This window comes from Aquabacterium sp., assembly GCF_016195855.1.
GTDB lineage: Bacteria > Pseudomonadota > Gammaproteobacteria > Burkholderiales > Burkholderiaceae_C > Aquabacterium.
Genome location: NZ_JACPYU010000016.1, coordinates 425,972 through 440,216 on the forward strand (window position 1 = coordinate 425,972; position 14,245 = coordinate 440,216).

General features: G+C 63.7%; 13 protein-coding genes. 6 read left to right on the plus strand and 7 right to left on the minus strand.

The genetic code is table 11. From position 1 onward, the window contains the following. Position 1: 1 nt before the first annotated feature. From zapE to xseA, 7 genes are all read right to left on the minus strand, one after another. Entirely contained in the window at positions 2 to 1,114 is a 1,113-nt protein-coding gene (zapE, locus tag HY019_RS15285) for a cell division protein ZapE (protein WP_290693743.1), read from the minus strand. Positions 1,115 to 1,184: 70 nt separating this feature from the next. Continuing rightward, entirely contained in the window at positions 1,185 to 2,612 is a 1,428-nt protein-coding gene (gene lpdA / locus HY019_RS15290) for a dihydrolipoyl dehydrogenase (protein WP_290693746.1), read from the minus strand. A 41-nt stretch (positions 2,613 to 2,653) separates the two neighbouring features. Beyond that, the gene (locus tag HY019_RS15295) at positions 2,654 to 2,986 is read right to left on the minus strand and encodes a PspC domain-containing protein (RefSeq protein ID WP_290693749.1); all 333 of its coding nucleotides are present in this window, start codon (positions 2,984 to 2,986) and stop codon (positions 2,654 to 2,656) included. Positions 2,987 to 3,066: 80 nt separating this feature from the next. Further along, positions 3,067 to 4,344, minus strand: coding sequence for a 2-oxoglutarate dehydrogenase complex dihydrolipoyllysine-residue succinyltransferase (odhB, locus tag HY019_RS15300; RefSeq protein WP_290693752.1), 1,278 nt, complete (start codon positions 4,342 to 4,344; stop codon positions 3,067 to 3,069). A 105-nt stretch (positions 4,345 to 4,449) separates the two neighbouring features. Next, on the minus strand, positions 4,450 to 7,308 hold the full coding sequence (locus HY019_RS15305) for a 2-oxoglutarate dehydrogenase E1 component (RefSeq protein ID WP_290694246.1): 2,859 nt from the start codon (positions 7,306 to 7,308) through the stop codon (positions 4,450 to 4,452). A 327-nt stretch (positions 7,309 to 7,635) separates the two neighbouring features. Then, on the minus strand, positions 7,636 to 8,217 hold the full coding sequence (locus HY019_RS15310; RefSeq protein WP_290693755.1) for a Fe-Mn family superoxide dismutase: 582 nt from the start codon (positions 8,215 to 8,217) through the stop codon (positions 7,636 to 7,638). Between the two features lie 81 nt (positions 8,218 to 8,298). Next, positions 8,299 to 9,654: an exodeoxyribonuclease VII large subunit gene (xseA, locus tag HY019_RS15315; RefSeq protein ID WP_290693758.1), complete on the minus strand. Its 1,356-nt coding sequence runs from the start codon at positions 9,652 to 9,654 to the stop codon at positions 8,299 to 8,301. A gap of 502 nt (positions 9,655 to 10,156) precedes the next feature. On the opposite strand from xseA, the gene HY019_RS15320 reads away from it, so the two are divergent. The 6 genes from HY019_RS15320 (at position 10,157) to adk (ending at position 14,187) form a co-directional block, all read left to right on the plus strand. Then, positions 10,157 to 10,795 (plus strand): MotA/TolQ/ExbB proton channel family protein, encoded by a 639-nt coding sequence (locus HY019_RS15320; protein ID WP_290693761.1) that lies wholly within the window; start codon positions 10,157 to 10,159, stop codon positions 10,793 to 10,795. A 24-nt stretch (positions 10,796 to 10,819) separates the two neighbouring features. Further along, a complete protein-coding gene (locus tag HY019_RS15325; RefSeq protein WP_290694248.1) occupies positions 10,820 to 11,269 on the plus strand; it encodes a biopolymer transporter ExbD in 450 nt (149 codons plus the stop codon). 56 nt (positions 11,270 to 11,325) lie between these two features. Further along, a complete protein-coding gene (gene lpxK, locus HY019_RS15330) occupies positions 11,326 to 12,408 on the plus strand; it encodes a tetraacyldisaccharide 4'-kinase (protein WP_290693764.1) in 1,083 nt (360 codons plus the stop codon). A 9-nt stretch (positions 12,409 to 12,417) separates the two neighbouring features. Beyond that, positions 12,418 to 12,630, plus strand: a complete 213-nt coding sequence (locus tag HY019_RS15335) for a Trm112 family protein (RefSeq protein WP_290693767.1) — start codon at positions 12,418 to 12,420, stop codon at positions 12,628 to 12,630. Between the two features lie 2 nt (positions 12,631 to 12,632). Then, entirely contained in the window at positions 12,633 to 13,385 is a 753-nt protein-coding gene (gene kdsB / locus HY019_RS15340) for a 3-deoxy-manno-octulosonate cytidylyltransferase (RefSeq protein ID WP_290693770.1), read from the plus strand. Positions 13,386 to 13,530: 145 nt separating this feature from the next. After that, positions 13,531 to 14,187: an adenylate kinase gene (gene adk / locus HY019_RS15345; protein ID WP_290693772.1), complete on the plus strand. Its 657-nt coding sequence runs from the start codon at positions 13,531 to 13,533 to the stop codon at positions 14,185 to 14,187. Positions 14,188 to 14,245: the final 58 nt, after the last annotated feature.

The window sequence follows — 14,245 nt, forward strand, 5'->3', positions numbered from 1 at the left end:
ATCAAGTCAGTGACGTGTCCACCACCCGGCGCTCTTCGCTGAGATACTCCTTGGACTGCATCTCGGTCAGGCGAGACACCGTGCGCGGGAACTCGTGCGACATCGGGCCTTCGGTATAGAGCTGCTCGGGCGGCACTTCGGCAGAGACCACCAGCTTGCACTTGCGGTCGTACAGCACGTCGATCAGCCAGGTGAAACGGCGCGCCTCCGAGGCCATGCGCACCGGCATGTGGGGCACGTCAGACAGCATCACCGTGTGAAAGCGCGAGGCCAGCTCCAGATAGTCGTTCTGAGAGCGAGGCCCCCCGCACAGCGTCTGGAAGTCAAACCACACCACCCCGCCGGCACGGCGCTTGGCTTTCAGCACACGGTGCTCGATGTGCAACTCGGGGTCTTCATCGGCCGTTTCTGCCAGCTTGCCGAAGATGTCGCTCATCTCCTGGGCCGTGTCGTCATTGAGCGGCGTCAGGTAGAGGTTGGCCAGCTCCAGTGTGCGGCGACGGTAGTCGTTGCCACTGTCCACGTTCACCACCTCCAGCTGGCTCTTGAGCAGCTCGATGGCCGGCAGGATGCGGTCGCGGTGCAGGCCGTTCGGGTACAGGCCGTCGGGATGGAAGTTCGACGTGGTGATGATGCTCATGCGGTTGCGGAACATGGCGTCCAGCAGGCGGTAGAGGATCATCGCGTCGGTCACGTCCGCCACATGGAACTCGTCAAAGCAGATCAGGCGGTGCTTGCGCGACATGCGCTTGGCCAGCACCTCCAGCGGGTCCTGCACACCTTTGAGCTCGTGCAACTGGCGGTGCACTTCGCGCATGAACTCGTGAAAGTGCAGGCGCGTCTTGCGCTGCAGCGGGACCGCGTTGTAGAAGCAATCCATGATGAAGCTCTTGCCCCGCCCCACCCCGCCGTACATGTAGACGCCCTTGGGCAGATCGGGGTAGCGCAGCATCTTGGTCAGGGCGTTGGAGCGCTGGCGCTTGTAGCCAGCCCATTCATCCTGGCAACGCTGCAGCGCCGCGATGCCCTTGAGTTGCGCCGCGTCAGCCGTGTAGCCTCGCTCGGCAAGGCTCTTGTGGTAAAGCTCGGTAACGGAGATCGCGGACGCTGGCATGACACAATGCGAAAAAGACAAATGAAAAGGGGCAGCTCAGCCGCCCCTCAGGTGCAAAGCGTGGCCCGGATCAGAAGTTTAAGGTGCGCTTGTCCACCGCGAGTGCGGCTTCCTTGGTCGCCTCACTCAAACTGGGGTGGGCGTGGCAGATGCGCGCGATGTCTTCCGCGCTGGCCTTGAAGGCCATGGCCACCACGGCCTCCGAGATCAACTCGCTGGCAAACGGCCCGATGATGTGCACACCCAGGATTTCGTCGGTTGTGGCATCGGCCAGGAACTTGACGAAGCCGGTCGTGTCGCCCAAGGCTCGGGCGCGACCATTGGCAATAAAGGGGAAGGAACCGGCCTTGTAGGGCCGGCCCTCCGCTTTCAACGCCTGCTCGGTTTTGCCGACCCAGGCGATCTCCGGGCTGGTGTAGATCACCCAGGGAATGATGTTGAAATCGACGTGCCCGTGCTGGCCGGCAATGCGCTCGGCCACGGCCACACCTTCTTCTTCAGCCTTGTGTGCCAGCATGGGGCCGCGCACCACGTCACCCACCGCCCACACATTGGGCAGGTTGGTCTTGCAGTCGTCGTCCACGATGATGGCGCCGCGCTCGTCAAGCTTGAGGCCCACGGCTTCGGTGTTCAGGCCATTGGTATTGGGCACGCGGCCGATCGACACGATCAGCTTGTCCACGTCCAGCTTCTGCGCTTCGCCCTTGGCATTGGCGTAGCTCACACTGACACCCTTCTTGCCCGCCTTGACTTCGCTGATCTTCACGCCCAGCTCCAGCTTGAGGCCTTGCTTGACGAAGATCTTCTGGGCTTCCTTGGCGACCTGCTCGTCCACGGCGGCCAGGAAGGTCGGCAGGGCTTCCAGCACGGTCACCTCGGCACCCAGGCGGCGCCATACCGAGCCCATTTCCAGGCCGATCACGCCGGAGCCGATCACGCCCAGCTTCTTGGGCACTTCGCCAATGGCCAGGGCGCCGTCGTTGGACAGGATCAGCTTTTCATCGAATTCGGCGCCAGGCAACTGGCGGGCGTTCGAGCCCGTGGCCACGATGATGTGCTTGCCAACGAGGGTTTCAGGCTTGTCACCCGCCACCGCGATCTCGTAGCCACCTTCGGCGGCCTTCACGAAGGAGCCGCGGCCATGGAAGAACGAGACCTTGTTCTTCTTGAACAGGTAGAGGATCCCGTCGTTGTTCTGTTTGACGACCGTGTCCTTGCGGCCGACCATCTTGGCCACGTCCATCTTCAGGCCTTCCACGGTGATGCCGTGGTCCACGAAGTGGTGCGCAGCCTGTTCGTAGTGCTCGGACGATTGCAGCAAAGCCTTCGAGGGGATGCAGCCGACGTTGGTGCAGGTGCCGCCAGGCGCGGGGCCACCCTTGCTGTTCTTCCACTCGTCGATACAGGCTGCCTTGAAGCCCAGTTGCGCAGCCCGGATGGCCGCGATGTAGCCGCCGGGGCCACCACCGATGACGATGACGTCAAATTGATTGGACATGATGTGATCCGCTTGTTGTGCCGTGATGATCAGTCGTGGTTTCAGTCGTCAGGAACGAAGATCCACAGCAGGATGTAGAGCAGGAGACCTGAACCCCAGAGCAGGAACATGGCCGCGAAAATCAGCCGCCAGATCCAAGACTCCATGTTCGTCAGACGCGCGATCCCACCACATACGCCACCCAGCCAACGGTCGTCTCGTGAACGACGCAGTTGGCTGACCTCCAGGCTGCCGGGAACGTCGGCTGGTAAGCCGCCGCCCGACTGGGGCAATTCTTGGATAAGCCGGGTCTTGATCTGCTGGAACTCTTCATCGCTGAGCACGCCGCGTTCGTGCAGCGTTGCGATGCGTTCAAGTTCATCAGCCAGAGACATGTGTGTGGATCCTGTCAGGGGTCTTGCAAGTCCGGAGCGGGCCCTTTTGAGGCCCGCCCGGCCGCAAAATCAAAGGTCGTTCAGATGTCGAACAGCAGGCGCGCGGGTTCTTCCAGCGCTTCCTTCATGGCCACCAGACCGAGCACGGCTTCGCGGCCGTCGATGATGCGGTGGTCGTACGACATGGCCAGGTAGTTGATCGGGCGGATCACGATCTGACCGTTCTCCACAACCGGGCGGTCCTTGGTGGCGTGCACGCCCAGGATGGCCGACTGTGGCGGGTTGATGATGGGCGTCGACAGCATGGAGCCGAAGGTGCCACCGTTGGAGATCGAGAAAGTGCCGCCGGTCAGGTCGTCCAGGCCCAGCTTGCCGTCACGGGCCTTGGCACCGAACTCGGCGATCTTCTTTTCGATCTCGGCGAAGGTCATCTGGTCGGCATTGCGCAGCACCGGCACCACCAGGCCACGGGGCGAACCCACGGCCACGCCGATGTCGAAATAGCCGTGGTAGACGATGTCATTGCCGTCCACCGAGGCGTTGATCACGGGGTACTTCTTCAAGGCATGCACGGCAGCCTTGACGAAGAAGCTCATGAAGCCCAGCTTGACGCCGTGTTCCTTCTCGAACTTCTCCTGGAACTTCTTGCGGATCTCCATCACCGGGGCCATGTTCACTTCGTTGAACGTGGTCAGGATGGCGTTGGTGGCTTGCGACTGCAGCAGGCGCTCGGCCACACGGGCACGCAGGCGGCTCATGGGCACGCGCTGCTCGGGGCGCTCGCCCAGCGGGTTAGGCACATTGGGTGCCTGGACGGCAGGCAGCGCGCTGGTCGGTACACCGGTGGGGATGGCGGGCGCTGCAGGTGCGGCGGCTGCCGGCCTGGTGGCGCCGCTGGCCACGGCCTGCAGCACATCACCCTTGGTCACGCGGCCATCTTTGCCGGAGCCGGCCACTTGAGCTGTGCTCAGGCCGTTGTCGGCCAGCAGCTTGGCGGCAGCAGGCATGGCCACATCGGCCTTGCTGCCACCTGTGGCGGCTGCAGACGCGGCCGCAACCGGCGCGGGCGCCGCAGCGGCGGGGGCTGCAGCAGGCGCTGCCACGGCGCCGGCAGAGGCTTCGGTATCGATCTGGGCGATGACCTGGTCGGACACCACGGTGCCACCGTCGGCCACCACCAGGGCAGACAACACGCCGGCAGCGGGCGCCGGCACTTCGAGCACGACCTTGTCGGTCTCGATTTCGATGAGGATTTCGTCGGCCGCGACGGCGTCGCCGGGCTTCTTCTTCCACTGCAGCAGGGTGGCTTCTGCCACCGACTCGGACAACTGGGGAACCTTGACTTCAATGATTGCCATGATGTGTATCTCCTGAGGGCCTTGCGCTCACGCTCACCGGCTTGGCTTGACCCCGCATGGGGTCAGGCAGCACGACTCGAGCGCCACGCAGCGGCGCCTGAACCTTTACTTTGTGAGAACGAAGCCCTTGAGCTTGGCGAAGGCCTGGTCCAGCAATGCTTTTTGCTGTTCCTGGTGCAGGTGGGCATAACCCACTGCGGGCGAAGCCGATGCAGGGCGACCTGCATATCCCAGCTTCTGACCGTCAGCCATGTTCTCGTGGATGTAGTGCTGAACGAAGAACCAGGCACCCTGGTTCTGCGGCTCGTCCTGGCACCACACCAGATCCGTGAGGCCCGGATACTTCTTGACCTCGGCGGCGAAGGCTTTGTGCGGGAAGGGATACAGCTGCTCGACACGGATGATGGCCGTGTCCGTGGCCTTCTTCTCTGCGCGCTTCTTGACCAGGTCGTAATAGACCTTGCCCGAGCAGCAGATCAGACGCTTGACCTTGCTGTTGTCGATGGTCTCATCCACCTCACCGATCACGGTGCGGAACTCGCCGCGTGTGAACTCGGTCAGGGGCGAGGTGGCGTCCTTGTTACGCAGCAGCGACTTCGGGGTCATGATGACCAGCGGCTTGCGGAACATGCGCACCATCTGGCGACGCAGCACATGGAAGATCTGGCTGGCCGAGGTCGGCTGCACGATCTGCATGTTGTTGTCGGCGGCCAGCTGCATGAAACGCTCCAGGCGGGCCGAGCTGTGCTCGGGGCCCTGACCCTCGTAGCCGTGCGGCAGCATCAGCGTCAGGCCATTGGCGCGGCCCCACTTCACTTCGCCGGAGGCGATGAACTGGTCGATCACCACCTGGGCGCCGTTGGCGAAGTCACCGAACTGGGCTTCCCAGATGACCAGGCTGTTGGGGTCGGAGCCGGCATAACCGTACTCGAAGCCCAGCACCGCCTCTTCCGACAGGATGGAGTCGATGACGACGAACGGCGCCTGATTGTCGGCCACGTGCTGCAGGGGCACGTAGGTACCGATGTCCCACTTTTCGCGGTTCTGATCGTGCAGCACCGAGTGGCGGTGGGTGAAGGTGCCGCGGCCGCAGTCTTCACCAGAAAGGCGCACCGGGTAGCCAGAGGCCACCAGCGAGGCAAAAGCCATGTGCTCGCCCATGCCCCAGTCTACGTTGACATCACCGCGGCCCATGGCGGCGCGGTCATCAAGGACCTTCTGCACCAGCGGGTGAGGCTTGAAGTCCTTGGGGACGTTCGTGATGCGTTCGGCCAGACGGCGGAACTCGGCCAGCGGCAAGGCTGTATCGGCGCTGTCGGTCCACTTCTTGCCCAGGTAGGGCGTCCAGTCAACGGCGTACTTGCTCTTGAAATTGGTCAGCACCGGGTCAACCGTGTGCTTGCCCGCTTCCATGGCGCCACGGTATTCCTTGACCATGTCGTCGGGGCCGGTGGCAGGCAAGGTGCCGCCTCCCACCAGCTTGTCGCCGTACACCTTGCGGGTGCCAGGATGCTGGCCGATCTTCTTGTACATCAGCGGCTGGGTCATGGCAGGCGTGTCCTGCTCGTTGTGACCCAGCTTGCGGAAGCAGACGATGTCCACGACCACGTCCTTGCAGAACTCCTGACGGTAGTCCAGTGCCAGTTGCGTGGCCAGTACGACGGCTTCGGGATCGTCGCCATTCACGTGCAGCACGGGGGCTTCGATCATCTTGACCACGTCCGAGCAGTACAGCGTCGAGCGGCTGTCGCGCGGATCGGAGGTGGTGAAGCCGATCTGGTTGTTGATCACGATGTGCACCGTGCCGCCCGTGTAGTAACCGCGGGTCTGGGCCAGTGCCAGCGTTTCCATCACGACGCCCTGGCCGGCAAAGGCCGCGTCACCGTGCACCTGCACCGGCAGCACTTGCGAGCCCTTGACATCGCCGCGGCGGTCCATACGAGCCTTGACCGAACCTTCGATCACCGGGTTGACGATTTCAAGGTGGGATGGGTTGAAGGACAAGGACAGGTGGACGGGGCCGCCAGGCGTGGTCACGTCGCTGGAGAAGCCCTGGTGGTACTTCACGTCGCCGGATGGCAGGTTCTCGGGGGCGGTGTGTTCGAACTCGGAGAACAGCTCGGCAGGTTGTTTGCCCAGGGTGTTGACCAGCACGTTCAGGCGGCCACGGTGGGCCATGCCGATGACGATTTCCTGCACGCCCTTTTCACCGGCGCGCTGGATCAGCTCGTCCATGGAGGCGATGAAGCTTTCGCCGCCTTCCAGCGAGAAACGCTTCTGGCCGACGTACTTGGTGTGGAGGAAGCGCTCCAGGCCTTCAGCAGCCGTCAGGCGCTCCAGGATGTGCTTCTTCTTTTCGGCGGTGAAGGTGGGCTTGGAGCGGATGGACTCCAGCTTTTCCTGCCACCAGCGCTTTTCACCGGGGTCGGTGATGTGCATGTACTCGGCGCCGATGCTGCCGCAGTAGGTCTCACGCAGGGCCTGCACGATCTCGCGCAAGGTCATGTGCTCGGCCTTGGTGAAATACGTGTTGGTGGCGCTGAACGTGATGTCCATGTCCGACTCGGTGAAGTCGTAGAAGGACGGTTCAAGTTCGGGGATCTTGAGGCGTTCCTGGCGCTTGAGGGGATCGAGATCCGCCCAGCGGGAACCGAGGAAACGATAAGCAGCAATCAATGACTGAACGTGAACCTGCTTGCGTGCCACAGCCAGATCAGCCGAGCTGGTCTTGACCATGAAGGCATTGGCCTTGGCACGCTGGGCAAACGATTCAACCACGGGCGCATGGGCCACATCACGGTGATCGGTGCCATCTGCGGCTGGGACGTTCTGGAGGGCGTCGAAGTAGGAGCGCCAGTTGTCTGGCACGGATCCGGGGTTGTTGAGGTAGGCCTCATACAACTCTTCGACATACGGGGCATTGCCCCCGAACAGGTACGAGTTCGACCTGAACTGCTGCATCATTTCGCTCACCTCGCTCCAGGGTCTGCCTGGACATTGGCTGGTTGAGAAACCTTCCGCGACACGGCTTGACCGGTTGGCGGATTGCGACCCGCCTTGCTGACTGCTTGGAAAACAAAATCCAGCAAGGGCGACGGGAAGGGCTATAAAAAACCGAGATCAAATGTACCACCGAAGTCGCACGCCACCACGGTGTATCGCGGAAAACACAAAAAGGACCTCGGGTATTGGATGCGGCGCAGCAAAGCCGTGATCCAACAAAAAACCGGGCACATGGCCCGGCTTTTGGTGTTGCCTGTTCAGGCAAAGGCTGGGTGATCAGCCGAAGTATCAGCCAAAGTTCTTGGCAGCGAAGTCCCAGTTCACCAGGCTGTTCAGGAAGGTCTCCACGAACTTGGGGCGGGCGTTGCGGTAGTCGATGTAGTAGGCGTGCTCCCACACGTCGATGGTCAGCAGCGCGGTGTCGCCTGTGGTCAGCGGGGTGCCGGCGGGGCCCATGTTGACGATGTCGACCGAGCCGTCGGCCTTCTTGACGAGGAAGGTCCAGCCCGAACCGAAGTTGCCCACGGCCGACTTGGTGAAGGCTTCCTTGAAGGCGTCGTAGCTGCCGAACTTGGCGTTGATGGCATCAGCCAGCTTGCCGGTCGGCGCGCCGCCACCCTGGGGCTTCATGCAGCTCCAGAAGAAGGTGTGGTTCCAGATCTGGGCGGCGTTGTTGTAGATGCCACCGCTGGACTTCTTCACGATGTCTTCCAGCGACAGGTTCTCGAACTCGGTGCCGGGGATCAGGTTGTTCAGGTTGGTGACGTAAGCCTGATGGTGCTTGCCGTAGTGGTATTCGAAGGTTTCCTTCGACAGGTGGGGGGCCAGTGCGTCTTGCGCGTAAGGCAGAGGAGGAAGCGTGTGTGCCATGGTGCTTGTTCCTGATGGATGTGAAGAAAATCGACGCGCGATTGTAGGCACGCCAGGCCTGCGCTTGCGAGCCTGGGGGCTTTAGCGATCGTCTGTGTCGGGCATAGGGGGGCGATCAGGCCGAGATGCCGCATCCAGCGTGACCTCGGTGATGTTCATGCGCAACAGGCCGTCGGCCAGAACCCCTGTCACCTTGCCACCCGCATGGGCCTGGCTTGCGCGGGTCATGGGCTGCCCGGTGTCGTCGGTCAGCCAGGCAAAACCACGCTCGAGCACCTTGTGGGGGTTGAGCGCGGACAAGCGCGCCTCCCAGGACTGAAGGCTGTGCGCCTGCCGGCCTTGTTGAACAGACACAGCCCGCGTCATGCGGTCCTGCAGATGCGGCAGTTGCTGGCGTGCGCGCCGAACACGCGCCTGGCAGGCCGACAGCATGCGGTGCTCCAGCAGGCTCAAGTCTTGCCGCTGCCGGTTCAGCACCTGTGCGGGACGCGCCATGCGCACGGCGGCCTGATCCAGCCCTTGTGCCAGGCCGTCGAGCCGCTGGTGGACGCGGTGCGCCAGGTGGCGTGACAGGGCATCGAGTTGGGCCAGCGACGCCCCCTGATCTTGCGCCACCAACTCGGCTGCCGCGGTGGGTGTGGGCGCGCGCAGGTCGGCGGCGAATTCCGCCAGCGTGAAGTCGGTTTCGTGCCCCACGCCGCAAATCACCGGAATGGGGCAGCCTGCGATGGCGCGCACCACCCTTTCGTCGTTGAAAGACCACAGGTCCTCCAAAGAGCCGCCGCCACGGCAGACGATCACGGCGTCGATCTGCATGCCAGCGCGATGGCTCAGGGTCACGTTGGTGATGGCCTGCACGATTTGCGCAGGCGCTTCTGCGCCCTGCACCGCGCACGGTGCGATCACGACCTCTACATGCGGGCTGCGCCTGCGCATGGCGGTCAGGACATCTCGAAGTGCCGCCGCCGCTGTCGAGGTGACCACGGCCACGCGAGATGGGAAGCGAGGGATGGCGCGCTTGCGCCCCGCATCAAACAGCCCCTCGGCTTCCAACCGGGCTTTCAGGCGCAGGAACTGCTCGTACAGGGCGCCCGCTCCGGCGCGCTGCAAGCCTTCCACCACCAGTTGCAACTCGCCGCGCGCTTCGTAGACCGACAGGTTGCCGCGCGCCTCCACCAGCATGCCCTCGCCGGGCGTGAAGTCCACCTGCGACAGGGCGCGGCGAAACATGGCGCAGCGCAGCGAGGCATTGCCGTGCTCGTCCTTGAGCGTGAAGTAGCCGTGCCCACTGGCGGCGCGGGTGAAGCCGCTGATTTCGCCTTTGACCACGCAGGAGGAAAACCGTGCGGCCAAGGTGTCGCCCACCGCCTGCACCAGCGCCGCCACGCCCCAGACCCTGGCCTGCGCCGATGGGCGCTCCGGCATCCAGCTGCTCATCGGCTCGCCCCCCAAGGGTGCGCTGCCAACGGGTGGGCTGCAGGCCATGAACAAGTGCGCGCACAACTGTCTTGACAAGTGCCGCCACGCAGGTGGCACGAGAGGACAAGTCCACACCCCGCAGCGGGCTGCGCCGCAAGGGCTGAGCGCCTGTCACGGCGCCTTAATATTGTCCTAAGCATATGATTTATATGACTTTTTATCTGCTTAAAAATGAGGCAATCTGTTGATTGCCGTTGATTTTCGCGGGTTTGGGCGCGATCGAGCCTATTTACCCACAAAGTTATCCACAGCTTCGGTGGATGATTTTGCCGCACCGCAACACGCGTGCCTGAAACGGTCGTTTCAGACCCATTGGGGGTAAGTCCTGAGCCAGCCTGACAACGCTCCACGATGCGGGAACCCTTGATTTCAGCCCCATAATCAAGGGCTTGTCTCGCACCTTGTCAGGTCGCGCCACATCACGGGCGCCCATGGTGCCCTGCCCTTCGGGAGTCCTCTGTTGCTGTCGATCCTTCAAGCCGCCGGTTGGCCCATCATTCCCCTCGTGCTGTGCTCCATTGTGGCGCTGGCCCTGGTCATTGAGCGCTTTCTCAGTCTGCGTGAGGCGCGTGTCGCCCCCAATCGTCTGGTCGATGAGGTGATTTCGGTCACCCGCTCCGGCCTGCCCTCGGCCGACACCGTCAACAAGCTGGCCGAGAACTCCATCCTCGGCTTGTTGCTCGCTCAAGGCTTGCGCGCCGCGCTGGCCGAGCCTCGCATCAGTGATGCCAACCTGCGTGGTGCGTTCGAGTCTGCGGGCCGCGATGCGGTCCACCAGATGGAACGCAACCTCAATGCCCTGGGCACCATTGCCAGTGCAGCCCCGCTGATGGGCCTGCTGGGCACCGTGATCGGCATGATCGAGATTTTTGGCGCCTCGGGCGCGGCCACGGGCACGTCTGGCGCCAACCCCATGGAGCTGGCGCACGGCATTTCCGTGGCGCTGTACAACACGGCCTTTGGCCTGATCGTGGCCATTCCCTCGCTGATGTTCTACCGCCATTTCCGTGCGCGCATCGACGCCTACACCGTGGCCATGGAACAGGCCGCCGAGCGCATGGTGCCGCACCTGCTGCGCCTGACTTCCAGCCGCCGCTGAGCGACAAGGGCCCCACCCATGTCGATGAACTTTCGCAAGCACCACCTGCGCGAAGAAGAGCCTGAGATCAACCTCATCCCCTTCATCGACGTGCTGCTGGTCATCCTGATCTTCCTGATGCTGACGACCACCTACGCCAAGCTCACGGAACTCAAGATCAACCTGCCCACGGCGAATGCGCAGGCCTCCAAGCCTCGTCCGCATGAGCTGGTGGTGGTCGTGACGGCAGACGGGCGTTACACCGTCAACCAGCGCCTCATCGAAGGCCGCAGCGTGGACGTGCTGGCCGCCGGGCTGGCTGCGGCAACCGGGGGCATCAAGGACACCGTGGTGGTGGTCACCGCCGATGCCTCGGCAACGCACCAGAGCGTGATCAATGTGATGGATGCGGCCAGGCGTGCCGGCCTCAGCCAGCTCACCTTTGCCACCCAAGGGCAGACCGAGCCTGGTGCCGCTGGTGCCGCTCAACCTTGAGGCCACAGCGGTGGCCGTCGATCTGATGGCCTGTGCTCGCCAGGCCCACATGCTGCATGAGCCGTCTTGAAGCCCGCCTCAATCAGGCCTGGTTGCACAAAGGGCCCCTGGCCATGTCGCTGCTGCCGCTGGCCTGGCTGATGGGCGCGCTCGTGGCGCTTCGGCGCCAGGCCTACCGGATGGGCTGGCTGGCGGGCGGCAAGATGCCGGTCCCGGTCGTCGTGGTGGGCAACCGGATCGTCGGCGGCGCCGGCAAGACGCCAACCACGATGGCCCTGCTCGCCCATTTGAAGGCCCAGGGCTGGCGCCCGGGTGTCCTGACGCGCGGCTACAAGGCCGCGTTGCCTGAGGGGCAGCAGGGGTTGCTGATCGATGCCGATTCGGCCTCTCGGCTGAGCGCCAGGCAGACCGGGGACGAGCCCCTGCTCATCTGGCGGCGCACGGGCGCGCCGATCATGGTCAACCGTGACCGTGCGGTGGGCGGGCTTGCGCTCCTGCGGGCGCACCCCGAGGTCGACATCCTGGTCTGTGACGACGGCCTGCAACACCTGCGCCTTCAGCGCGACATCGAAATCATCGTGTTCGATGGGCGAGGTGCAGGCAATGGCTGGCTGTTGCCGGCAGGCCCCTTGCGCGAGCCCGTCGACACACCGCCGACGCCTGGCCTGTGCGCGCCGCCGCTGGTGCTTTACAACGCGCAGCGTGCCAGCACTGCCCTGCCCGGCCACCTGGCCACCAGCACCATGGCGCCTTTGTGTGCACTGAGGGATTGGTGGCATGGCCAGCAGTCAAGCAGCAAGCTGAACCCGTCTGAGGCCTCGCAGGCTGGCGTATGGGCGGTGGCCGGTATCGCCCATCCTCAGCGCTTTTTTGACGCACTGCGTGGTCAGGGCTTTCAGATCACGCCCCTGGCTTTGCCTGATCATGCCGAGCTTGTCGACATCCCCTGGCCGCAAGAGGCCCGCGAGGTCATCGTGACCGAAAAAGATGCCGTCAAACTTGACCCGGATCGACTGGCTCGCGAACGCCCAGGCTGCCGCGTGTGGGTTGCGGCACTAGACTTCCACCCTCAGACTTCTTTCTGGCGCGAGCTTGACGCGGCGCTGGCAAAGCTTCCGAATCGCCACCAACCTGGCTGAAGAACCGCTATGGACACTCGACTCATTGAACTGCTGGTCTGCCCTGTCTGCAAAGGGCCCTTGCAGCGCCTGCCTCAGGGCCAGCACCTGATTTGCCACGCCGATCGCCTGGGTTTCCCCATTCGCGACGGCATCCCCGTGATGCTGGAAAACGAGGCCGTTGCGCTGGATGACAACGATGTTCCCGTGACCCCGGCGCCAGCCGCCCCGATGGGGTCTTGAGCATGGGCTTCACCGTCCTGATTCCTGCGCGGCTGGCGTCCACGCGTCTGCCGGACAAACCTTTGGCCGACATCGCTGGCCTGCCCATGGTGGTGCGCGTGGCGCAGCGCGCGGCGCAGAGTGCCGCCAGCCAGGTCGTCGTGGCCACGGATGACCCACGGATCCAGCAGGCCTGTGAACGGCACGGCGTGCGCTGCGTCATGACCCGCGCGGATCACCCGACCGGCAGCGACAGGCTGGCAGAGGCCTGCACCATCCTGAGCCTGGATGGCCTGGATGCGGTGGTCAACGTGCAAGGTGATGAGCCCTTGATCGACCCTGCCTTGATCAACGCCTGCGCTGCGCAACTGGATCAACGCCCCGACTGCGTGGTCAGCACGGCGGCGCACCCGATCGAGGACGATGCCCATTTTGGCAACCCCAATGTGGTCAAAGTGGTGCTGGATGCCCAAGGGCGTGCCTTGTATTTTTCGCGCGCACCCATCCCGTGGTGGCGTGATGCGCCGCGAGCTGGTCAGCCCGGCAGCGGGGACGCCAGGCCGCTGCGCCACATTGGCATCTATGGCTACCGCGCGGGTTTCCTGCGGCGCTTTCCGCAACTGCCGCCCAGCCCCCTGGAGGCAGCCGAGTCGCTGGAGCAACTGCGGGTGTTGTGGCACGGCGAGCGCATTGCTGTGCACGTGACACAACAGGCACCTGGCGCTGGTGTGGACACGCCTGAAGATCTGGAGCGGGTTCGCGCCCTCTTTACCTGACGCAATCAGGTATGCGAATTGCTGGCGGCTGCTGGTCGCATGCGGTGAATCCCCCGCCCTATGTGGGGGTACCCATGCTATCCTCCCGCCCTTGAAGGACTGATCGGCTCATGGCCATCAGTGAGACTGGATACCGAGGAGATACATGAGACTCATCCTGTTGGGCGCACCCGGCGCCGGTAAAGGTACGCAAGCGGCGTTCCTGTGCCAGAAGTTTGGCATCCCCCAGATCTCGACCGGCGACATGCTGCGTGCGGCCGTCAAGGCGGGCACCGAGCTGGGCCTGGCTGCCAAGAAGATCATGGACGCGGGCGGGTTGGTCAGCGATGACATCATCATCGGCCTGGTCAAGGACCGCATCACCCAGGCCGATTGCGCCAATGGTTTCCTGTTCGACGGCTTCCCCCGCACCATTCCTCAGGCCGAGGCCATGAAGCAGGCCGGCGTGAAGATCGACTTCGTGCTGGAAATCGACGTGCCTGACTCGTCGATCATCGAGCGCATGAGCGGCCGCCGTGTGCACGTTGCATCGGGCCGCACCTACCACGTCGTGTTCAACCCGCCCAAAGTGGCCGGCAAGGACGACGCCACAGGTGAAGACCTGATCCAGCGCGAAGACGACAAGGAAGAAACCGTTCGCAAGCGCCTGGACGTCTATCACCAGCAGACGCGCCCTCTGGTGGATTACTATGGCCAGTGGGCTGCCACTGGCGACACCGTGGCGCCCAAGTACCGCAAGATCAGCGGCGTGGGCTCGGTGGACGACATCACCGGCCGCGCGCTGGAAGCCCTGTCCAAGTAAGCTGCTTGTCAGCCCCCAGGCTGACGACAACGGCCCCGTCGCCAAGCCGCGTCGGGGC